The 20,551-nt window shown below is 71.8% G+C and carries 18 protein-coding genes; 9 read left to right on the top strand and 9 right to left on the bottom strand.

Going from position 1 to position 20,551, the window contains the following annotated elements:
• Positions 1-31: 31 nt before the first annotated feature.
• A complete protein-coding gene (gene nrdR, locus MicB006_RS07845; protein ID WP_073830207.1) occupies positions 32-532 on the bottom strand; it encodes a transcriptional regulator NrdR in 501 nt (166 codons plus the stop codon).
• A 489-nt stretch (positions 533-1,021) separates the two neighbouring features.
• Here nrdR and lexA point away from each other — a divergent pair, with 489 nt between their 5' ends.
• Positions 1,022-1,804: a transcriptional repressor LexA gene (lexA, locus tag MicB006_RS07840; protein ID WP_116504900.1), complete on the top strand. Its 783-nt coding sequence runs from the start codon at positions 1,022-1,024 to the stop codon at positions 1,802-1,804.
• 55 nt (positions 1,805-1,859) lie between these two features.
• Here lexA and MicB006_RS07835 read toward each other — a convergent pair whose 3' ends face one another.
• Positions 1,860-3,611, bottom strand: coding sequence for a hypothetical protein (locus tag MicB006_RS07835; RefSeq protein WP_116504898.1), 1,752 nt, complete (start codon positions 3,609-3,611; stop codon positions 1,860-1,862).
• Positions 3,612-3,661: 50 nt separating this feature from the next.
• Entirely contained in the window at positions 3,662-5,125 is a 1,464-nt protein-coding gene (gene hflX / locus MicB006_RS07830) for a GTPase HflX (RefSeq protein ID WP_116504897.1), read from the bottom strand.
• A 196-nt stretch (positions 5,126-5,321) separates the two neighbouring features.
• Here hflX and MicB006_RS07825 point away from each other — a divergent pair, with 196 nt between their 5' ends.
• On the top strand, positions 5,322-6,794 hold the full coding sequence (locus MicB006_RS07825; RefSeq protein WP_116504895.1) for an NAD-dependent malic enzyme: 1,473 nt from the start codon (positions 5,322-5,324) through the stop codon (positions 6,792-6,794).
• A 574-nt stretch (positions 6,795-7,368) separates the two neighbouring features.
• On the opposite strand, the gene dapF is transcribed toward MicB006_RS07825, so the two are convergent.
• The 3 genes from dapF to MicB006_RS07810 are packed head-to-tail and all read right to left on the bottom strand — an operon-like array spanning position 7,369 to position 9,861.
• Positions 7,369-8,232 (bottom strand): diaminopimelate epimerase, encoded by an 864-nt coding sequence (gene dapF, locus MicB006_RS07820; RefSeq protein WP_116504893.1) that lies wholly within the window; start codon positions 8,230-8,232, stop codon positions 7,369-7,371.
• A gap of 7 nt (positions 8,233-8,239) precedes the next feature.
• Positions 8,240-9,157, bottom strand: a complete 918-nt coding sequence (gene miaA / locus MicB006_RS07815) for a tRNA (adenosine(37)-N6)-dimethylallyltransferase MiaA (protein ID WP_370013469.1) — start codon at positions 9,155-9,157, stop codon at positions 8,240-8,242.
• Positions 9,142-9,861 (bottom strand): class III extradiol dioxygenase subunit B-like domain-containing protein, encoded by a 720-nt coding sequence (locus MicB006_RS07810; protein WP_116504890.1) that lies wholly within the window; start codon positions 9,859-9,861, stop codon positions 9,142-9,144. Before MicB006_RS07810 ends, miaA begins: the two co-directional genes overlap by 16 nt.
• Before the next feature lie 205 nt (positions 9,862-10,066).
• Between MicB006_RS07810 and MicB006_RS07805 the strand changes: the two genes are divergently transcribed.
• Positions 10,067-11,275 carry a DUF349 domain-containing protein gene (locus MicB006_RS07805; protein ID WP_116504888.1) on the top strand — a complete coding sequence of 403 codons (1,209 nt, stop codon included), beginning with the start codon at positions 10,067-10,069 and terminating at the stop codon, positions 11,273-11,275.
• A gap of 329 nt (positions 11,276-11,604) precedes the next feature.
• Complete coding sequence (locus tag MicB006_RS07800) at positions 11,605-13,239, top strand: cellulase family glycosylhydrolase (RefSeq protein ID WP_116504886.1); 1,635 nt, start codon at positions 11,605-11,607, stop codon at positions 13,237-13,239.
• Positions 13,240-13,337: 98 nt separating this feature from the next.
• Here MicB006_RS07800 and miaB read toward each other — a convergent pair whose 3' ends face one another.
• A complete protein-coding gene (gene miaB / locus MicB006_RS07795) occupies positions 13,338-14,837 on the bottom strand; it encodes a tRNA (N6-isopentenyl adenosine(37)-C2)-methylthiotransferase MiaB (RefSeq protein ID WP_116504884.1) in 1,500 nt (499 codons plus the stop codon).
• A gap of 52 nt (positions 14,838-14,889) precedes the next feature.
• Between miaB and MicB006_RS07790 the strand changes: the two genes are divergently transcribed.
• Positions 14,890-15,117, top strand: a complete 228-nt coding sequence (locus MicB006_RS07790; protein WP_013284740.1) for a DUF2277 family protein — start codon at positions 14,890-14,892, stop codon at positions 15,115-15,117.
• A gap of 127 nt (positions 15,118-15,244) precedes the next feature.
• On the opposite strand, the gene MicB006_RS07785 is transcribed toward MicB006_RS07790, so the two are convergent.
• Both MicB006_RS07785 and selD read right to left on the bottom strand, forming a co-directional pair.
• Positions 15,245-15,724: a hypothetical protein gene (locus MicB006_RS07785; RefSeq protein WP_073830218.1), complete on the bottom strand. Its 480-nt coding sequence runs from the start codon at positions 15,722-15,724 to the stop codon at positions 15,245-15,247.
• Between the two features lie 215 nt (positions 15,725-15,939).
• Positions 15,940-16,929, bottom strand: coding sequence for a selenide, water dikinase SelD (gene selD, locus MicB006_RS07780; RefSeq protein ID WP_116504882.1), 990 nt, complete (start codon positions 16,927-16,929; stop codon positions 15,940-15,942).
• Positions 16,930-17,127: 198 nt separating this feature from the next.
• On the opposite strand from selD, the gene MicB006_RS07775 reads away from it, so the two are divergent.
• From MicB006_RS07775 to MicB006_RS07760, 4 genes are read left to right on the top strand one after another with little or no spacing between them, the layout of a single operon-like run.
• Positions 17,128-17,883, top strand: coding sequence for an amino acid ABC transporter ATP-binding protein (locus tag MicB006_RS07775; RefSeq protein ID WP_116504880.1), 756 nt, complete (start codon positions 17,128-17,130; stop codon positions 17,881-17,883).
• A 52-nt stretch (positions 17,884-17,935) separates the two neighbouring features.
• The gene (locus MicB006_RS07770; protein WP_116504879.1) at positions 17,936-18,814 is read left to right on the top strand and encodes a glutamate ABC transporter substrate-binding protein; all 879 of its coding nucleotides are present in this window, start codon (positions 17,936-17,938) and stop codon (positions 18,812-18,814) included.
• Between the two features lie 36 nt (positions 18,815-18,850).
• On the top strand, positions 18,851-19,558 hold the full coding sequence (locus MicB006_RS07765; protein ID WP_073830222.1) for an amino acid ABC transporter permease: 708 nt from the start codon (positions 18,851-18,853) through the stop codon (positions 19,556-19,558).
• A complete protein-coding gene (locus MicB006_RS07760; protein ID WP_116504877.1) occupies positions 19,555-20,520 on the top strand; it encodes an amino acid ABC transporter permease in 966 nt (321 codons plus the stop codon). The genes MicB006_RS07765 and MicB006_RS07760 overlap by 4 nt, the downstream gene beginning before the upstream one ends.
• The last annotated feature ends 31 nt before the right edge of the window (positions 20,521-20,551 follow it).

Raw genomic sequence — 20,551 nt, 5'->3', positions numbered from 1 at the left:
GCCTCGTATACCTGTCAGAAACCCGAAAATGTCAGCTGATCGCGCCGGCGGCGTCGGCCGCCTGAGCACCGGCGCCCTCCCGGGCGCGCGCGGCGGCCCGCAGCGTCTCGATCTCGCGCTCGAAGTCGGCGAGCGAGTCGAAGGACCGGTAGACGCTGGCGAACCGCATGTAGGCCACCTCGTCGAGGTCACGCAACGGGCCGAGGATGGCCAGGCCCACCTCGTGGCTGGGGATCTCGGCCGCCCCCTTGGCCCGGACGGTCTCCTCGACCTTCTGTGCCAGCAGCGCGATCGAGTCGTCGTCGACCGGCCGCCCCTGGCACGCCTTGCGCACCCCACCAATGATCTTCGTACGGCTGAACGGCTCGGTCACGCCACTGCGCTTGACCACCGCGAGCACCGCCTCCTCGACGGTGGTGAACCGCTTGCCGCACTCCGGGCAGGACCGCCGCCGCCGGATGAGCTGGCCGTCGTCGGCCTCCCGCGAGTCGACCACCCGGGAGTCGGCGTGCCGGCAGTACGGACACCGCATTCGCCCGACCTCCTCCGTCGATCGCGGGCACACCTACCGGCTCCCGGGCACGCGTCGGCACGGCGGAGTCATCGTCCGATGACCGTCGCCGAGTGCGCGGTGCGGGAGTGCGTTCGGTAGTTGAACCCAACCTGTGGGCAACTTACGCCCGTGTGACTACTACATCTAGGGGTCGACCGTATGCCGAACCCCAAGCGAGGTCAAGCTGGTCGGCGTGTCCGGCGCGTCGTCAGCATCACGTCCGGCGCGCCGCCACCGAGGAGCCCAACGGACAGCGTCCCGTGCTAGTCACGGGCCGCCGCAATGGAACATCTGTACGAGCGGCGTACTCTTCTATCAGAACAACAGTTCGGAAATCCAGGAATTCGGCACGACACGCCGACACCAGGTCGTACAGATGTTTGAAAATGACCGATCTCACCTATACGGTCAGACCACACGCACCACGAGCCGACGAGGCACCCCAGCGCCGACCAGGGAGGGACGGACGTGACCGAGGACCGGGCCAGCCGGCAGAAGAACCCGCAGCCGAACGACGGGGCGGGTCCTCCGGCGACCCGCCGCCCCCGCGCCGCCCGCAGCCGCACCGCCCCCGCGGCGGTGCGCCCGGTCACGCCGGTGGTGAGCAGCTTCCCCGACCCGGCGACCGTCGACCTGACCGCCCGGCAGCGGCGGATCCTGGAGTTCATCCGCACCTGGGTCGAGCGGCACGGCTACCCGCCGAGCGTGCGCGAGATCGGCGAGGCGGTCGGGCTGGTCTCCCCGTCCAGCGTCGCCTACCAGCTCAAGGAGCTGGAGAAGAAGGGCTACCTGCGCCGCGACCCGAACCGGCCGCGCGCCGTCGACGTCCGGGCCCCGGGCGAGGCCGACGACGAGGCCGCCCGCGCGCAGCGGCCCACCCCGGCGTACGTGCCGATGCTGGGCCGCATCGCCGCCGGTGGCCCGATCCTGGCCGAGCAGGCGGTGGAGGACATCTTCCCCCTCCCCCGCGAGCTGGTCGGCGAGGGCGAGGTCTTCATGCTCCAGGTCAAGGGTGACTCGATGCTCGACGCGGCGATCTGCGACGGCGACTGGGTGGTCGTCCGGCAGCAGCCCAACGCCGAGGTAGGCGACATCGTGGCTGCGATGCTCGACGGCGAGGCGACGGTCAAGACCTACCGGCGCCGCGACGGGCACGTCTGGCTGATGCCGCAGAACCCGGCCTTCGACCCGATCCCCGGCGACGACGCCACCATCATGGGTCGCGTCGTCGCGGTGCTGCGCCGCATCTGACCCGACAGCAGCGAAAAGGGGTGACCGTCGCCGGTCACCCCTTTTCCGTGTCGTCTCAGTAGCGGTCGCCCCGGTACTCCCGGCCACCGCCGGACACCGGGCCGTACTGGCCCCGGTCGTCGTAGTCGTCGTCGCGGCGCGCGCCACGCGGTTCCTGGCCGCGACGCGGCGGCTCGGCCCGGCCGCCGCCCCCGCGCGGGTCGCCGCCGGGCTGCCCGCGGTATCCGGCCCCACCCGGGCCGCCGCCGTAGCCGCCACCCTGGCCGCCACGGCCCGAACCGCCCTGGCCTCCGCCGCCACCCGGGCCGCCACGGCCCGGACCGCCCTGGGCCGCGCCGCCGCCCGGCGCGCCCTGGCCTGCGCCGTAGACACCGCTACCGCGACCTCCGCCGCCGGCCGGGCCGCCGCCGTAGACGCCACCGCCCTGCGGGCGGGTCCCGGCCGGAGGACGGCCGCCACCCTGGCCACGGCCGCCGCTCTGGGGCGCGCCGCCGTACACGCCGCCGCCCGGCCGGCCACCGCCGTACACACCGCCGGAGGGCGGGCGGTCGCCGTTCGCCGCGCCACCGTAGACGCCGCCCTGACCAGCGCCGTAGACCCCGCCGCGCGGGGCGTCCGGCCGTTCGCCCGACGGGAAACCGTTCGCCGGGAACTCGCCGCTGCGCTCGGGCTCCGCGGCCGCCGCGCGGGGCGCCGGCTTGCGCCGCGACCGCAGGATGCCGAAGACGCCCGCGCCGACCAGGAGCGCCCCGAGCACCCCGACCGCCGCGATCAGGTACGTGATCTCGTCGAGTGAGAGCCCTTCGAGCCAGGACTTCTCGGCGGCCGCCTTCGTCTCGGCCTTGCCGCCGTTCGGAAGCGCCTCCACCCCGGTGGCGGACGGCGTGTAGCTGAGGATCTCGATCGGGTCCGAGTCGTCGAGCGTCCCGCCGTCGGAGACGGTGACGAACAACTTGCCGTCGGGCGTGTACGAGATCGCCTCGCCGAACGGGTCGGCCAGCGGCGTGATGCGCGGCTTACCGGTGGTCAGCGCCTTGACGATGTCGCCGCCGGACACGTCGAACTCGAACGCGTCGGCGTACGTGCGCAGCACCACCTTGCTGCCGTCGGGTGAGCGGGCCGCGCCGGTCACCAGCGCCCGCCCGGGCGAGCCGAGCTTGTTCTCGGTGTCGGTCTTCGGCAGCGTGACCTCGCCGACCTTCTTCATCGGGATCGGCTCGGGGTCGCCGCCGGCCTTCAGCTTCACCGTCGGGGTGTAGATCTCCGACTTGCCGGAGAGCTCCTTGGTGATCACCAGCGGCATGTTGTCGTCGCCGACGAGCAGCGCCTCCGCGTCGTGCGGCTCCTTGCCCGGGTAGCTGAGCCGGTGCAGCACCGGCTGCTTCGCGCCGCTCAGCGGCATCGTCCAGACCGCGACCCGCTCCCGGCGGGTCTTCTTCTCCACGTTGTCGCCGGTGTCGGCGATCCAGAGGGTCTTGCGGTCCGGACTGAGCGCCAGGTCCTCGGTGTCGAAGGGCCCGTCGCCGGAGTACCGGACCTCCCTGTCGACCTTGCACTTGGCGTCCAGGTAGAAGACCCGCTTGCGGCTGGCGTCGTCGGTGCCGTCGTTGATCACGACGTACCCGCTGCTGGTGGCGATCAGGCCGGACAGCTCGCGGAGGCGGTTGTCCTCGACCGTGCACTTCTTCTTGGGAGCCGCGGCCAGCACGGGGGCCGCGGCGGGTGCCGCCGGGGCCGGCCCGGCCGGCGCCACGACCGCGCCGACCAGGCCGAGCGCGAGCGTGACCGAGGAGACAACGTGCCGCATGACGCTCAGTGTCGCACGGCGGGGGTTTCCGGCGGGTGACGCCGGACGGCTCACCGTCCGGCGCCCACCCGCTCGTCGCTGGTCAGCCGGTCCCCCGCCCGGTAGGGCGCGAGCTCGGCGGCGAGCCCCTGGCCCACCCGTACGTGCAGCAGCGTGCCCTCGGGCAGGTGCGCGGTGCTGAGCACCTCACCCTGCCGGTGCACCCGGGCCACCAGGTCACCCCGGTCGTACGGGAGCACCGCGCGCACCTCGACGGCCGGCCGGGGCAGCCGCCGCTCGACGGCCTCACGCATCTCGTCGATCCCGCGCCCGCTGTGCGCGGAGACGAACACGGCGTCCGGCCAGAGCCGCTTGAGCCGCAGCATCGTCTCCTCGTCGGTGGCGTCGGTCTTGTTCACCACCAGTAGTTCCGGCAGCCGGTCGGCGCCCACCTCGGCGAGCACCTCGCGTACCGCCCGGACCTGCTCCTCCGGGTCCGGGTGGGTGCCGTCGACCACGTGCACGACCAGGTCCGCGTCGGCGACCTCCTCCAGCGTCGAGCGGAACGCCTCGACGATCTGGTGCGGCAGGTGCCGGACGAAGCCGACCGTGTCGGACAGCGTGTAGAGCCGCCCGTCGGACGTGGTGGCCCGGCGGGTGGTCGGGTCCAGCGTGGCGAACAGCGCGTTCTCCACCAGCACACCCGCCCCGGTGAGGCGGTTGAGCAGGCTGGACTTGCCGGCGTTGGTGTAGCCGGCGATGGCCACCGCCGGCACCGCGTTACGGGTGCGCCGGGCGCGCTTGGTCTGGCGTACCGTCGCCATGCTCTTGATCTCGCGACGCAGCCGCGCGATGCGGTGGCGGATGCGCCGCCGGTCGGTCTCCAGCTTCGTCTCACCGGGACCCCGCAGACCCACGCCGCCGCCGGCGCCACCACCGCGACCGCTACCACCGGTCTGCCGGGACAGCGTCTCGCCCCAACCGCGCAGGCGCGGCAGCAGGTATTCGAGCTGGGCCAGCTCGACCTGCGCCTTGCCCTCCTTGCTCTTGGCGTGCTGGGCGAAGATGTCCAGGATCAGGGCGGTCCGGTCGACCACCTTGACCTTGGTGCGCTGCTCCAGGTTGCGCAGCTGCGACGGCGACAGCTCACCGTCGCAGATGATCGTGTCGGCGCCGGTGGCGAGCACCACGGCACCCAGGTCGTCGACCTTGCCGCGGCCGATGTACGTGGCCGGGTCGGGCCGGTGCCGGCGCTGGATCAGCCCTTCGAGCACCTGCGAGCCAGCCGTCTCGGCCAGCGCCGCCAATTCGGTGAGGCTGTTGTCGGCGTCGGTCTGCGTGCCCTCGGTCCAGACCCCGACCAGGACGACCCGCTCCAGCCGCAGCTGGCGGTATTCGACCTCGGTGATGTCGGTGAGTTCGGTGGAGAGGCCGGGGACCCGCCGCAGCGCCTGCCGCTCCGACAGCTCGTACTCACCCGTGGTGGCCTCGAGCTCGTCGTCCTCGTAGGGATGGAAGGTCTCCTGCTCGCGCAAACTGCGTCTCCTGTCCGTTATGTGCATCGCCGAGAATTTTCGGCGCGTGACAGCAATCCTGACATGTGTCAACGCCGGGCGCACCTGTCTTATGCCCGTGACGCTACCGACGGGTAGCGGGGGCGAGTGCCGGGCGACCTGGGCAGGCGAGTAGAAATGCCAGTCGAGCCGCTCAGCGCCGACGGAGGAGTTTCTCGTGGCCAACACACGACTGCCGAGTGCCGGATTCTCCATCACCATCCGGATCGCGGTACCCGCCGACGCCTCCTCCATCGGCCGGCTCACCACCGCCGCCGGCGAGGCCGGGGCCATCGTCACCGCGCTGGACGTGGTCGACTCCGACCCCGCGCACGTGATCGTCGACCTGACCTGCGACACCGCCGACGCCGGGCACGCCGACCAGGTGGTCGACGCGCTCACCGCGCTCGACGGGGTGGACGTGCGCAAGGTCTCCGACCGCACGTTCCTGCTGCACCTCGGCGGCAAGATCGAGGTGACCCCGAAGGTCGCGCTGCGCACCCGCGACGAGCTGTCCCGCGCGTACACCCCGGGGGTGGCCCGGGTCTGCATGGCCATCGCGGAGAACCCGGCCGACGCCCGCCGGCTCACCATCAAGCGAAACACGGTCGCCGTGGTCAGCGACGGCACCGCCGTGCTCGGCCTGGGCAACCTCGGCCCGGCCGCCTCGCTGCCGGTGATGGAGGGCAAGGCCGCGCTGTTCAAGCGCTTCGGCGGGGTGGACGCCTGGCCGGTGGTGCTGGACACCCAGGACACCGACGAGATCGTGGCGATCGTCAAGGCGATCGCGCCCGCGTACGGCGGGATCAACCTGGAGGACATCGCCGCGCCGCGCTGCTTCGAGATCGAGGCCCGGCTGCGCGAGGCCCTCGACATCCCGGTCTTCCACGACGACCAGCACGGCACCGCGATCTGCGTGCTGGCCGCGCTCACCAACGCGCTGCGCGTCGTGGGCAAGCAGCTCGCGGACGTCCGGGTCGTGGTCTCCGGCGCCGGCGCGGCCGGCACCGCGATCATGAAGCTGCTGCTGCGTCAGGGCGTCGGCGACATCATCGCGTACGACCGCCAGGGCGCCCTGCACCGCGGCCTGCCGGACCTCAACCCGGCCTGGCAGTGGCTGGCCGAGAACACCAACAAGGAGAACTACTCCGGCGACCTGGCCGGTGCGGTACGCGGCGCGGACGTGTTCATCGGCGTCAGCGCGCCGAACCTTCTCACCGGCGAGGACGTCGCCCAGATGGCGAAGGACTCGATCGTCTTCGCGCTCGCCAACCCCGACCCGGAGGTCGACCCGCGGGAGGCGCGCAAGTACGCCGCAGTGGTCGCCACCGGCCGCTCGGACCAGCCCAACCAGATCAACAACGTGCTCGCCTTCCCCGGCGTGTTCCGCGGCATGCTCGACGCGCACGCCGAGGAGTTCACCGAGGAGATGGCGCTCGCGGCCGCCCGGGCCATCGCCGACGTGGTCGGCGAGGTGAAGATCAACCCGACGGTGATCGTGCCCAGCGTGTTCGACTCCCGGGTCGCCCCGGCCGTGGCCGCCGCCGTGCGGGCCGCCGCCCAGAACCCGGCCGCCACGCCGGCGCCGGCGGCCGACCCGGGCCCCGCCGACCTGCCCGAGATCGCCGCCAACGCCAGCGCCACCCCCTGACGCGTTCCCCCCGCTCCCGGCACCCTCTCGCAGGGCACCTCCTCGCAGGGCAGCGCCTCCTCGCAGGGCAGCACCTCCTCGCGGGACAGCGCTCTTGCGGCAACGCTCCTCGCGAGGCAGCGCCTCCGACCGGTGCGGCGCACGAGCGCGCGCGTCTCCGCATCCGCACCCAGCGCAGTCAGGCGTCCCGCGAGATCTTGGAAGGAAATGGCCCCCATAGGGGCTGTTCAGTCCCCATAGGGGCCCGAATCTTCCAAGATCTCCGACAGCGCCCCCGCCCTGAGGCGGACAAGTCAGCCAGAAGGCCCCTCACCCCGGCTTGATCGACTCCACTTCCCCGAAGTGGCGGCATCATCACCCTTGATCAACACCAGTTCCCCGCAGTAGTGCCATCAGAGGCTCCGCGACCCCACCACTTCCGCGAGCTGGTGTTGATCATGCCGGGCGGCAGTGCGCCGGACAGGGCGGGACGGATGAGGGCACGCGTGCCAGGGCCCCGAACACCCCTCGGCACGGATGTTGACCAAGGAGTTCGTGTCACCGGAACGCCAGAAATCCGCCCTGAACTCCTTGATCAACCGGGGAGGGCGCCCAGGGCGGAGGGGGTCAGGGTGCCTGTGGCCACCAGGACGGCGGGGCCGGAGAGCCAGCAGGAGTCGGCTGTCACGGTGACCGTCAGGCGGCCGCCGGGCACGTCCACCGCCACCGTGCCGGTGTCGAGGCCGGCGTCGCGCAACGCCACCGCGCCGACCGCGCACGCGCCGGTGCCGCAGGACAGCGTCTCGGCCGAGCCGCGCTCGTAGACCCGCATCAGCACGTGCGCGTCGGTGCCGGCGACCGGTTCGCCCGGCGTGGTGAACTCGACGTTCACCCCGGCCGGGAAGGTGGAGGCGTCCACCTCGGGCGCGCGCGTGAGGTCGAGCGCGGTCAGCTCCAGCGCGGCGGGCAACGCGCACACCAGGTGCGGGTTGCCGACGTCCACGGCGGCGCCGGGCAGCGTCAGCCCGCCGAGCGTGGCGGTAGCCGTGTCGTACAGCCGGGGGCGGCGCATCTCGACCGCCACGTCCGCGCCCTCGACGCGGGCCCGGACCAGGCCGGCGCGGGTGGCGATGGGCAGCGTCCCGCCCGACGAGGACGGGGCGGCGGCCAGCGAACGGTCCAGAAGATAGCGGACGAACACGCGGGCCCCGTTGCCGCACATCTCGGCGAACGAGCCGTCGGAGTTCCAGTAGTCCATGAACCACTCGGCCTCGCCGGCCAGCGCGACGCCCTCGGCGTGCTTGGCGGCGCGCACCACGCGCAGCACGCCGTCGCCGCCGAGGCCGCGCCGCCTGTCGCAGAGCGCGGCGACCAGGCCGGGTGTCAGGTCGAGCGTGCCGTCCGGGTCGGGCAGGATGACGAAGTCGTTGCCGGTGCCGTGACCCTTGGTGAACTCCACGCCCCCATCATGGCCGATGCTCGGCGACCACCCGCAGGGCAGTGTCGAGAAACGCGGGCGACGCCGAGTCCAGCCAGTGCATGCGCGGGTCACGCCGGAACCAGGAGCGCTGCCGCCGGACGAACCGGCGGGTGGCGCGGATGGTCTCCTCGTGCGCTTCGGCCTCGGTCAGCTCCCCGGCCAGGAACCGCAGCACCTGCTGGTAGCCGAGCGCCCGGCTGGCCGTACGCCCCTCGGGCAGCCCTTCGGCGATCAGCGCCCGCACCTCGTCGACCAGCCCGTCGGCCCACATCCGGTCCACCCGCAGCGCGATCCGCTCGTCCAGCACTGCAGTGTCCAGGTCGACGCCGAGCTGCACCGACGGGTAGTACGGCGTGGGCGACGGCAGCGACGCGGTGAACGGCGCGCCGGTCAGCTCGATCACCTCCAGCGCCCGCACGATCCGCCGCCCGTTGGTGGGCAGGATGCTCGCCGCCGCCCCGGGGTCCGCCTCGGCCAGCCGCGCGTGCAGCGGCAGCGGGCCGACAGCGGCCAACTCCGCCTCCAGCCGCTGACGCAGCGCCGGGTCGGTGCCCGGGAACTCGAACTGTTCGAGCACCGCCCGCACGTACAGCCCGGAGCCGCCGACCAGCAGCGGCACCCGCCCCCGGGCAAGGATGTCGTCGTCGGCCGCGCGGGCCAGCGCCTGATATTCCGCGACGCTCGCCGGCTCGGTCACCGGCCAGATGTCCAGCAGGTGATGCGGCACACCCTCGCGTTCGGCCGGCGTCAGCTTCGCGGTGCCGATGTCCATGCCCCGGTAGAGCTGCATCGAGTCGGCGTTGACCACCTCGCCGCCGAGCGCGTGCGCCAGCGCGATGCTCAGCGCCGACTTCCCGGCCGCGGTCGGCCCGACCACGGCGACGACTGTCACACCCGCTCCCAGTTCGCCACGAAGTAGGCCACGCCGTAGGGGGCGCGGTGGTAGCCCAGCTCACCCCGCCAGTCGCCGCCGGCCGCGTCGACCGCGCCGGCCAGCACCTGCCACGGCGCGCGCCCGGCGACCCGCAACTGCGCCGACAGCACCGGGTCCAGGTCACGCAGCGCCGCCGTGTCCGCGCCGGCCAGGGCCACCGCGACCCCTTCGTCGTACGCGGGCGCGCGCGGGTCGTCGTACCCCGGCGCGGTGACGCCGCGGCAGGCGGACCCGTCACCGAGTACGAGCAGCGCGACCCGCGGATCGTCGTCGTCGATCAGGCTCGCGCCGAACGCCGCGCACTCGGCCGGCGTGGCGTCGTGTGCCACCGACCGGGCCAGGCGGGGCAGTTCGGTGCCGGAGCGGTTGAGCAGCCACGCGCCGACGGTCAGGCTCAGCGGCAGGCGGTCCCCGCCCGCGCAGTTGACTTTCCAGAGCCGCACGTGCCGGTCCAGCCCGTACGGGCGCAGCGAACCGTGCTCGGCGGCGTTGAAGCGGACGGTCTCCGGCCCACCGCCGATCAGCAGGATCGCCTCGGGCTGCGCGGCGAGCAGCCGGGCGACAGCGGCGTCGGCGGCGGCGCGCAGGTCGTCCAGCTCGGGCGCGGCGGCCCCGGCCAGCTCGGGCACGATCAACGGCGGATGGGGGCAGACGGCGGCGGCGACCAGTGGCACGCCCCCCAACCTATCGGGATCCGCCGGTGCGTCCCCGCGCCGATCCGGTCATCGAGGGCGTACGACACCGTATGGTCACGGTCGACGGCAGGCGCTCGACACGGACCGGGTCGGACCTGTGACAATGCCGGGAGAAAGTTTGCTGCGCCGTGGCGGCGATTCGAGGGGACTGTCCCCTCGACGCCGGGAGAACGAGGATGGGCACATGAGCGACTGGACTGCCTTCGGACGGGTGGACGAGGACGGCACCGTCTACGTCAAGACGGCCGAGGGCGAGCGGGTGGTCGGATCCTGGCAGGCGGGCGCACCGGAGGAAGGGCTCGCCCATTTCGCCCGGCGCTACGCCGATCTGGTGACCGAGGTCGACCTGACCGAGGCCCGGCTCAACTCGGGCGCGGCTGACGCCGGCCACTCCCTGACCACGATCCGGCGGATCCGCGGTTCGCTGGCCGAGGCGCACGTGGTCGGTGACCTCGACGCGCTGGCCGCCCGGCTGGACAAGCTCGCCGTCGTCGCCGAGGAGAAGGCCGGCGAGGCCAAGGCAGCCCGCGAGGCCGCCCGGGGTGAGGCGCTGGCGCGCAAGACCGCCCTGGTCGAGGAGGCCGAGAAGCTGGCCGCCGAGTCGACCGGCTGGAAGACCGCCGGGGACCGGCTCAAGGAGATCCTCGACGAGTGGAAGACCATCCGCGGCGTCGACAAGAAGACCGACGGTGAGCTGTGGAAGCGGTTCGCGGCCGCCCGGGACGGCTTCACCCGCCGCCGGGGCGCCCACTTCGCCTCCCTCGACCAGCAGCGCAAGCAGGCGCAGACGGTCAAGGAGGAACTGGTCGCCGAGGCGGAGAAGCTCAAGGAGTCCACCGACTGGGGCGTCACCGCCGGTCAGCTCAAGGACCTGATGGCCCAGTGGAAGGCCGCGCCGCGCGCCGCCAAGGAGGCCGAGCAGAAGCTCTGGGAACGGTTCCGGGCCGCGCAGGACGAGTTCTTCAGCCGGCGCAGCGAGGTCTTCTCGGCGCGCGACAACGAGCAGCGCGCCAACCTGGAGCGCAAGCAGGCGCTGCTGGCCGAGGCCGAGGCGCTCGACGTCGACGGCGACCCGAAGGGCGCCCAGGCGAAACTGCGGGAGATCCAGGCGCAGTGGCACGAGGCCGGTCGCGTGCCCCGCGAGGCCGCCTCCGGGCTGGAGCGCCGGCTGCGGGCCGTGGACGACAAGGTCCGCGAGGTGATGGACTCGGCGTGGCGGCGTACCTCCAAGGAGGACAACCCGCTGCTGGCGCAGATGCGCGCCCAGGTCGCCGAGGCCGAGGACCGGCTGGCCCGGGCCCAGGCCGCCGGTGACACCCGCCGGATCAAGGAGGCCGAGCAGGCGCTCGCGTCGAAGCGGCAGTTCCTCCAGCTCGCCGAGCAGGCCGGCTGACGCGAGCACCCCGGCCGGGCAGGCCGGCGGACAGACACATCGGTGAGCCCCCGGCCGGTCCGGCCGGGGGCTCACCTGCGTCCGGGCCGGGTTGACGCATCGAGGCAGGCTGATCAGAATGAGCGGCGGAGCCAGGTTCAGGCACCGGCACGAGGGCACCGGCGGCTGATCTCGCCGTCGACGGTCGCCGGTGCGACATTTCGCGGTTGGCCGTCCACACGACACGGCCCGGCGCGCGCTGCGCGCGTACTCGATGACGAGCGGGACGTGCCTCCTGGTCCTGCCGCCCGCGGCGCCTGCGCGGCGCGGGCATCCGAAGTGGAGCTTCCATGCACCGACGCACCGCCCTCGGCGGCGCCCTGACGGCGCTCGCCACCGCAGCGGCCGGCGTTCTCGTCGCCGCCGCCGTCTCCACCGCACCGGCCGCCGCGGCTGCCGGTGGCACCGGCACCGGTTACCTGCACACCAGCGGCAACAAGATCGTCGACAGCACGGGCACGACAGTCCGGCTGACCGGCATCAACTGGTTCGGGATGGAGACCGACAACAAGACGTTCCACGGCCTGTGGTCGAGCAACCCGTGGCGCTCGCAGCTCGACACCATGGCCCGGCTGGGCTACAACACGCTGCGGATCCCGTACTCGAACGACGCGCTCAAGTCCGGCGCGACGGCGACCGGCATCAACGACTTCGTCAACCCGGACCTGATCGGGCTCTCCCCGTTGCAGATCCTCGACAAGGTCATCGACTACGCGGGCAGCAAGGGGATGCGGGTCATCCTGGACCGGCACCGGCCCACGTCGGCCGGTCAGTCGCCGCTCTGGTACACCTCGACGGTCTCCGAGGCGACCTGGATCAACGACTGGAAGATGCTGGCCCAGCGGTACGCGGGCAACACCACTGTGATCGGCGCGGACCTGCACAACGAGCCGCACGCCGAGGGCACCAACCCGGCCGCCACCGGCGCCTGCTGGGGCTGCGGCGACACCGCCCGGGACTGGCGGCTGGCCGCCGAGCGGGCCGGCAACGCGATCCTCGGCGTGCAGCCGAACTGGCTGATCTTCGTGGAGGGCGTGAGCTGCCCGAGCGGCGGCCTGTCGAACGTCTGGGACAACGACCCCAGCAACGACGAGGACTGCGGCTGGTGGGGCGGCAACCTGTCCAAGGCCGGGCAGTTCCCGGTCCGGCTGAACGTGGCGAACCGGCTGGTCTACTCGCCGCACGAGTACGCCACCTCGGTCTACCGCCAGGCCTGGTTCGACGACCCGACCTACCCGGCGAACATGCCGGCCATCTGGGACAAGTACTGGGGCTACCTCTACAAGCAGAACATCGCGCCGATCATGATGGGCGAGTTCGGCACCACGCTCCAGGACCCGAAGGACAAGATCTGGCTGCAGAACCTGATGGCGTACACCGGCACCGGCGTGAACGGGATGTCGTTCACGTACTGGTCGTGGAACCCGAACTCCGGTGACACCGGCGGCATCGCCAACGATGACTGGACCACTATCAACCAGCCGAAGCAGGACATCCTCACGCCGTACCTGATCCCGCCGACCGGCGGTGGCGGCACCACCAGCCCGTCCCCCACCGGCACCCCGAACACCTCGCCGGCGCCGACGACCCCGGCCCCGACCACCCCGCCGCCGGCCACCGGCGGCTGCACCGCCACCTACAAGCAGATCAACTCCTGGGCGGGTGGCTTCCAGGGTGAGCTGACGGTCAAGAACACTGGCACCGCCGCGGTGAACCCGTGGTCGGCCACCTGGACCTGGCCGTCCGGGGTGACGCTCGCCAGCGGCTGGAACGCCACAGTCACGCAGTCCGGCACCACCGTGACGGCAGCCGCGCCGGGCTGGGCGTCGTCGCTGGCGGCGGGCGCGTCGGTCACCGTCGGCTTCACCGCCAACGGCACCGCCGCCGCCCCCGCCACGGTCAAGCTCAACGGCACCGCTTGCTGACCGTGCAAGGAAGGGCCCCTTATTAACGCCTGCGGTAGAGGAAGGGCCCCCTTTTAACACCGAGTGTTAAAAGGGGGCCCTTCCTTACGCGGGGGCGGTCAGTGGGCGGCGCAGCCGCCGGTGGGGGCCGGTGACGGGGCCGGCGCGCCGATCGTCGGCAGCCCGAGCAACACCCCGGGGGTACGCGGGACCTGTCCCGCCTCGGCCGCGTCACCGGCCCGGGTACGCCGGTGGGCCAGCGGCGCGCCGTCGGCGTTCAGGTGGTGCGGGGCGGCGTACGTGACAACTGTGTGCACGATGTCGCCGGGGCGGATCTGCCCGGCCAGCTCGCCGGTGGCGAAGTGCACGAGGCGGCCGTCGCGGGCCCGGCCGGACATCCGGCCGGTGCGCTCGTCCTTGCGGCCCTCGCCGACTGCCACGAGCACCTCGACGGTCTCCCCGACCAGCTTCTTGTTCTCCGCCCAGGTGATCTCCTCGACGCAGGCGATCAGCCGCTCGTAGCGCTCCTGCACGACCTGCTTGGGCAACTGACCGTCCATGGCGGCGGCCGGGGTGCCGGGGCGCTTGGAGTACTGGAACGTGAACGCCGACGAGAACCGCGCCTCCCGGACCACGTCGAGCGTGCGGGCGAAGTCGGCCTCGGTCTCGCCGGGGAAGCCGACGATGATGTCGGTGGTGATCGCCGCGTCCGGCATCGCCGCCCGGACCTTGGAGATGATCCCCAGGTAGCGCTCCGACCGGTACGAGCGTCGCATCGCCCGCAGCACGTCGTCCGAGCCGGACTGCAACGGCATGTGCAGCGAGTGGCAGACGTTCGGCGTCTCGGCCATCGCGGCGATCACGTCGTCGGTGAAGTCCTTCGGGTGCGGGCTGGTGAACCGCACCCGCTCCAGCCCGTCGATGTCGCCGCAGGCGCGCAGCAGCTTGCCGAACGCGTACCGGTCGCCGAACTCGACGCCGTACGAGTTGACGTTCTGCCCGAGCAGCGTCACCTCCAGCACGCCGGCGTCGGCGAGCGCGCGCACCTCGGCGAGGACGTCGCCGGGGCGGCGGTCCTTCTCCTTGCCGCGCAGGGAGGGCACGATGCAGAACGTGCAGGTGTTGTTGCAGCCGACGGAGATCGAGACCCATCCGGCGTACGTCGACTCGCGCCGGGTCGGCAGCGTGGAGGGGAACACCTCCAGCGACTCCAGGATCTCCACCTCGGCCGCGGCGTTGTGCCGCGCCCGGTCCAGCAGCGCCGGCAGCGCGCCGATGTTGTGCGTGCCGAAGACGACGTCCACCCAGGGCGCCTTGCGGACGATGTCGCCCCGGTCCTTCTGGGCCAGGCAGCCGCCGACGGCGATCTGCATCCCGGGGTGCTTCGCCTTCACGGGGCGCAGATGACCCAGGTTGCCGTAGAGCCGGTTGTCGGCGTTCTCCCGGACCGCGCAGGTGTTGAACACCACCACGTCGGGCTGATCGTCGGCCTCGGCGGCGCGCACGTAACCGGCATCCTCGAGGAGGCCGGAGATGCGCTCGGAGTCGTGCACGTTCATCTGGCAGCCGTACGTACGCACCTGGTAGGTGCGCGGGCTGCCCGCGGCTGCGGTAGTCATGACCCGGACAGCGTATCCGGGTGGAGCTGGTCGGACCGAACGAGGAGGAGCCATGTGCCGGAGCATCAAGACCCTGCGTGAGCCGTACGTCCCGGTGGTCACCGAGGAGGACATCCGCGCCGCCGCGTTGCAGTACGTCCGGAAGATCTCCGGGTTCCGTACCCCGGCTGCGCACAACGCCGCCGCGTTCGACGCCGCGGTGGACGCCGTGGCCGCCGCCACCGCGACGCTGCTCGACCAGCTCGTCGTGCGGGGCCAGCAGCCGGCGGCCCGGGGCTGACCGGCCGGACGCCCTCGGCGCCGAGCACACGCTCCCGACTCCGCCACCGCTCCGACGCCGGGGCGACGCCGGTGCCCGTCGCGCGGTGGCGCGTGCCCGTCGCGCCCGCCTTCGCGCGCGCTCGCGGTCAGGCGGCGGCGAGCGCCGGGGCGACCGTGTCGGGGGCCCAGCGGGAGCGGTGGCACTGCGACCAGCCCCGGCAGCGCGGGTCGGCCTGCGTGCAGAGCCGGTGGTGGCTGAGCACCTCGCCGTCGTCGGTGTCGGCCACGTCGAAGTGCACCGGGCGGATCGTGCCGTCCGGGGCGACCAGCAGGTGCCGGCCGGCGTCGAGCGTGTCGTCGCGCAGCAGGCAGTTGCGGCCGAGCAGCCGGGCCAGCGCCGCGATGGCGGGCAGCTCGGCCAGATTCTCAGGCACGCCGTAACAGTCGACAACGGTGCGGTACAGCCCGGGCGCCTCCCACACGTCGCAGACCACCGCGTACGCGGGGAGCCGGGCCGGGTCGGCCACCGCCAGGGGCATCACCACCCGGCCGAGCGCCTCGGCCAGTGCCGGGTAGACCTCCACCGGCTCGCCGCCGTCGATTCTCCAGTTCCACAGCTCGGTCATGCCGCCTCCTCGCTGCGCTCGTTCCACCGGCCTCCGGATCGGGCCTTACTGACGATGGTGGAGGGCATTTGCCCTCAGCCGGGCGCAAGTTACCGGTCTGTGACCATTCCGGGCAAAATTCCCTCGGGCGACGTTGCCCAGAGTAGCTGGAAGATGACAGTTTATCGGGTACGGTGCCGCGGCGACCGCCCTGCCGCGCCGTGAATCGAGGGAACTCAGCGGACCCGGATCAGATGGTCCGAGGCCGGCAACAACTCACCGATGACAATCCCGCCCGGCACCTCGCCGGCGACCAGCAGCCCGCCCGAGGTCTGCGCGTCCGCGAGCAGCAGCCGTTCCCCCTCGTCCGCGCTGCCGAAGTCGGTCCACGGGTTGACCCAGTCCAGGTTGCGCCGGGTGCCGCCGCTGACGTACCCGTCGCGCATCGCCTCCCGCGCGCCGGGCAGATACGGCACCGCCGCCGCGTCGATCGCCACCGTGAGGCGGCTCGCGCGGGCCAGCTTCGAGGCGTGCCCGAGCAGGCCGAAGCCGGTGACGTCGGTGCCGCAGCGGATACCGGCGGCCACCGCCGCGCGGGCCGCGTCCCGGTTGAGCCGGGCCATCGACTCGACCGCCTCGGGGAAGCGCTGGCCGGTCTGCTTGTGCCGGGTGTTGAGCACGCCCACGCCGAGCGGCTTGGTCAGCGACAGCGGCAGCCCGGCCCGCCCGGCGTCCAGGGTGATCAGCTCCTCCGGCCGGACCACGCCGGTGACCGCGAGGCCGTACTTCGGGCTGTCGTCGTCCACGCTGTGCCCGCCGGCCAGGTGGCAGTTCGCCTCCCGGGCCACGTCCAGACCGCCGCGCAGCACCTCTCGGGCCATCTCCGGCGGCAGTACCCCGCGCGGCCAGCAGAGCAGGTTCAGCGCGACGAGCGGGGTGCCGCCCATCGCGTACACGTCGGAGAGCGCGTTGGCGGCGGCGATGCGGCCCCAGTCGTAGGCGTCGTCGACGACCGGGGTGAAGAAGTCGGCGGTGCTCACCAGGCCCGTGCGCTCGTCCAGCCGGACCACCGCGGCGTCGTCGCCGTTCTCCAGCCCGACCAGCAGGTCGGCGGAGCCGCCGGTCGCGCCGAGGCCGGCGACCATCGCCTCCAGCTCGCCCGGAGGGATCTTGCAGGCGCAGCCGCCACCGCGGGCGTAGTCGGTCAGCCGGATCGGGTCGGTCATCGCCTCATGATCTCTGGCCAGCGCCTTCGGCGCCACTCGGCCCACCCGGACTGTGACAAAATTCGGACGTGCCGGTATGCAGGTGACCGGTGTTACCGCTCCGTGACCATCTGAGTTGCGTACTGCCACATCACCGCGCCTACAGTTGCCCAACCGGGGGTCGCTCGACCCCCAATTCCGGCATGGACGACAGGGACGGTGGACGACGTGACGACGGGCGACCCGCTGATCGTGCTCGACGGGGTCAACAAGTGGTTCGGGCCGCTGCACGTGCTCGACGACGTGTCCCTCTCCGTCGGCCGGGGCGAGGTGGTCGTGGTGATCGGCCCGTCCGGCTCCGGCAAGTCGACGCTGTGCCGCACGATCAACCGGCTGGAGCCCATCGACAAGGGGACCATCACGTTCGACGGGCAGCCGCTGCCGGCCGAGGGCAAGCCCCTGGCCAAGCTGCGCAGCGAGGTCGGCATGGTCTTCCAGTCGTTCAACCTCTTCGCCCACAAGACGATCCTGGACAACGTCACGCTGGGGCCGGTCAAGGTGCGCAAGGAGAAGCCGGCCGCCGCCCGCGAGCGCGGCCTGGCCCTGCTCGACCGCGTCGGCATCGCCAACCAGGCGGACAAGTACCCGGCGCAGCTCTCCGGCGGCCAGCAGCAGCGGGCGGCGATCGCCCGCGCGCTGGCCATGCAGCCCAAGGCGATGCTCTTCGACGAGCCGACCAGCGCGCTGGACCCGGAGATGGTCGGCGAGGTGCTGGACGTGATGACCTCCCTGGCGAGCGAGGGCATGACCATGGTCGTGGTGACCCACGAGATGGGTTTCGCCCGGCACGCCGCCAACCGGGTGGTCTTCATGGCCGACGGGCAACTGGTCGAGGACGCGCCGCCGGCCGAGTTCTTCGCGAACCCGCGCAGCGAGCGGGCCAGGGACTTCCTCTCCAAGATCCTCACGCACTGAGCGTCCGTAGTTGGAGTCGTCCCGGCGGCTCCGTTGAAGAAGGAGATTGAGTATGCGTTACAAGCGCGTGGCGGCGGTTGCCGCGGCGGCGACTCTGGCGCTCGGCCTGTCCGCCTGCGGTGGCGACAGCGACGACGAGGGCACCGGCGCCGGCAGCAAGGACTTCGCGGCCGGCAGCACCATGGAGCGGCTGAGCAAGGCCCAGAAGATCAAGGTCGGCACCAAGTTCGACCAGCCGGGCTTCGGCCAGAAGGGCCTGTCGGGCAAGCCGGAGGGCTTCGACGTCGAGGTCGCGAAGCTGATCGTGAAGGAACTCGGCATCCCCGAGGACAAGATCGAGTACGTCGAGACGCCGTCGAAGGTCCGCGAGGACGTCATCGTGAACGGCACCGTCGACCTGGTCGCGGCCACCTACACGATCAACGACAAGCGCAAGGAGCGCATCGCCTTCGCCGGGCCGTACTACGAGGCCGGCCAGAACATCATGGTCCGCAAGGACGAGGCGGCCATCACCGGCCCCGACTCGTTCAAGGACGGCGCCAAGAAGGTCTGCTCGGTCACCGGCTCCACCCCGGCCGAGGAGATCAAGAAGTACGTCAAGGACGTCGGCACGCAGCTGGTGCTGTTCGACACCTACGACAAGTGCCGCGACGCCCTGAAGGGCAAGCAGGTCGACGCCGTCACCACCGACAACGTGATCCTGCTCGGCTACATCGCCAAGGACGAGGCGTCCTTCAAGATGGCCGGCGACAACTTCACCAAGGAGCCGTACGGCATCGGTGTCAAGAAGGAGGACACCGACTTCCGTAACTTCATCAACGACACGCTCGACAAGGCCTTCCAGGACGGCAGCTGGAAGAAGGCGTGGGACGACACCGCCGGCAAGTTCGGCGCCACCCTGGGCGACCCGCCCGCCGTCAACCGCTACTGATCCGCTAGATCCGGAGGGTGGGGAGGACACCGACCCGTGAATGTGCTCATCGACAAGTTCGACGTCTTCGCGGGCGGGTTCTGGCTCACCCTCCAGATCTGCGTTCTCGCCGCGATCGGCGCCCTGATCCTGGGCGCCGTCGTGGCGGTGCTGCGGATCTCGCCGGTGCCACCGCTGCGCGCGGTCGGCACCACGTACGTGAACGTCTTCCGTAACCTGCCGCTGACAGTGGTGCTGTTCTTCGCCGCGTTCGGCCTGCCGGCGCTGGGCTCCAACGCCGACTTCCTGCGCATCCCGGGCCTGGATGCGATTTTCAGCCGGCTCGGCACCGACCTGCCCTACTTCCGGTTCGGCCTGATCGCGCTGGTCCTCTACACCGCCGCGTTCGTCTGCGAGGCCCTGCGGTCCGGCGTGAACGCGGTACCGGCCGGGCAGGCCGAGGCGGCGCGTTCGCTGGGCCTCACCTTCGGCCAGAACCTGCGGCACGTCGTGCTTCCGCAGTCCTGGAAGGCCTCGGTGGTGCCGCTCGGATCGGTCATCATCGCGATGATCAAGAACTCCGCGCTCGTCGGCTTCTTCGGCGTGGTCGGTGACCTCTCGCAGACCGCGGACCAGCTCACCTCCGCCGGCGGCTACCCCTTCATCCCGGTGGCGATCGGCATCTCCGTCGGATACCTGATCATGACGGTCCCGCTCGGCGCCCTGCTGGACCGGATCGAGAAGCGACAGGCGGTGGCCCGATGAGCCAGCAGAGCGTCCTCTACGACATCCCCGGGCCGCGCCAGCGACGCGTCACGCTCATCAGCAGCCTGATCGCCGTCGTGGTGGTGCTGGCCGGCGCCTACTTGTTCATCTACCGGCCGCTGGCCGACAAAGGCCAGTTCTCGATGGAGCTGTGGGGGCCGCTGGTCGACCCCTCGAACGAGAACTTCTCGCTCGTCTGGGACCGGATCGGGTTCGGCCTCAAGAACACCCTGATCGCCGCCGCGCTGGCCATCGTCTCGTCGCTCGTCGTCGGCACCCTGCTCGCCGTCCTGCGGATCCAGCTCAAGAGCCTGACCCGGCGGCGCTTCACCGGAGCTGCCGCACCGGTGGCGTACCTGCTGCGCGGCCTGAGCTGGGTGCTGGCCGCCGTGACCCGGGTCTGCGTCGAGGTGTTCCGCGGCCTGCCGGTCGTCATCACCATCTTCTTCGTGGCGCGCGGCTTCCCCGAGTTCGGCGCCTCGTTCGACAACCTCTGGTACCTCGTCATCGGCCTGACCATCTACAACTCCGTGGTCATCGCCGAGATCCTGCGATCGGGCATGGAGGGCCTGCCCGGCGGGCAGGCCGAGGCGGCCTCCGCGATCGGGCTCTCCCCGTTCCAGACCACCGGGCTGATCCTGCTCCCGCAGGCCTTCCGGATCATGCTGCCGGCGCTGATCAGCCAGCTCGTGGTGGTGCTCAAGGACACCTCGCTGGGCTTCATCATCAGCTACGAGGAGACGCTCAACATCGGCAAGCAGATCATCGGCGTCCTGGGCAACCCGATCCAGGTGTACGTGGTGATCGCCGTGCTGTTCATCGCCATCAACTACTCGCTGTCGAAGCTGGCCCAGTACGTCCAGCACCGGCTCTCCCAGGGCCGCAAGACCGCCGGCATCCCGGCGCAGGCCACGCCGCCTGCCGCGCTCGCCTCGCAGGCCGAGGGCACCGGCGCCGTCTGACCCGTCGCACGTGAAAGGGCTGGCCGTCCAC

The sequence above is a fragment of the Micromonospora sp. B006 genome (assembly GCF_003408515.1).
Classification (GTDB): Bacteria; Actinomycetota; Actinomycetes; order Mycobacteriales; family Micromonosporaceae; genus Micromonospora; species Micromonospora echinospora_A.
Note: the sequence above shows the minus strand (reverse complement) of the source record. Positions and strands in the feature narration are given on the sequence as shown.

Coding starts and splice junctions, on each gene's coding strand:
- miaB (WP_116504884.1), bottom strand. CDS start 14,837: ATGACTACCGCAGCCGCGGGCAGCCCGCGCACCTACCAGGTGCGTACG.
- MicB006_RS07760 (WP_116504877.1), top strand. CDS start 19,555: ATGAGCCAGCAGAGCGTCCTCTACGACATCCCCGGGCCGCGCCAGCGA.
- MicB006_RS07800 (WP_116504886.1), top strand. CDS start 11,605: ATGCACCGACGCACCGCCCTCGGCGGCGCCCTGACGGCGCTCGCCACC.
- MicB006_RS07835 (WP_116504898.1), bottom strand. CDS start 3,611: ATGCGGCACGTTGTCTCCTCGGTCACGCTCGCGCTCGGCCTGGTCGGC.
- selD (WP_116504882.1), bottom strand. CDS start 16,929: ATGACCGACCCGATCCGGCTGACCGACTACGCCCGCGGTGGCGGCTGC.
- MicB006_RS07770 (WP_116504879.1), top strand. CDS start 17,936: ATGCGTTACAAGCGCGTGGCGGCGGTTGCCGCGGCGGCGACTCTGGCG.
- MicB006_RS07790 (WP_013284740.1), top strand. CDS start 14,890: ATGTGCCGGAGCATCAAGACCCTGCGTGAGCCGTACGTCCCGGTGGTC.
- MicB006_RS07785 (WP_073830218.1), bottom strand. CDS start 15,724: ATGACCGAGCTGTGGAACTGGAGAATCGACGGCGGCGAGCCGGTGGAG.
- MicB006_RS07805 (WP_116504888.1), top strand. CDS start 10,067: ATGAGCGACTGGACTGCCTTCGGACGGGTGGACGAGGACGGCACCGTC.
- nrdR (WP_073830207.1), bottom strand. CDS start 532: ATGCGGTGTCCGTACTGCCGGCACGCCGACTCCCGGGTGGTCGACTCG.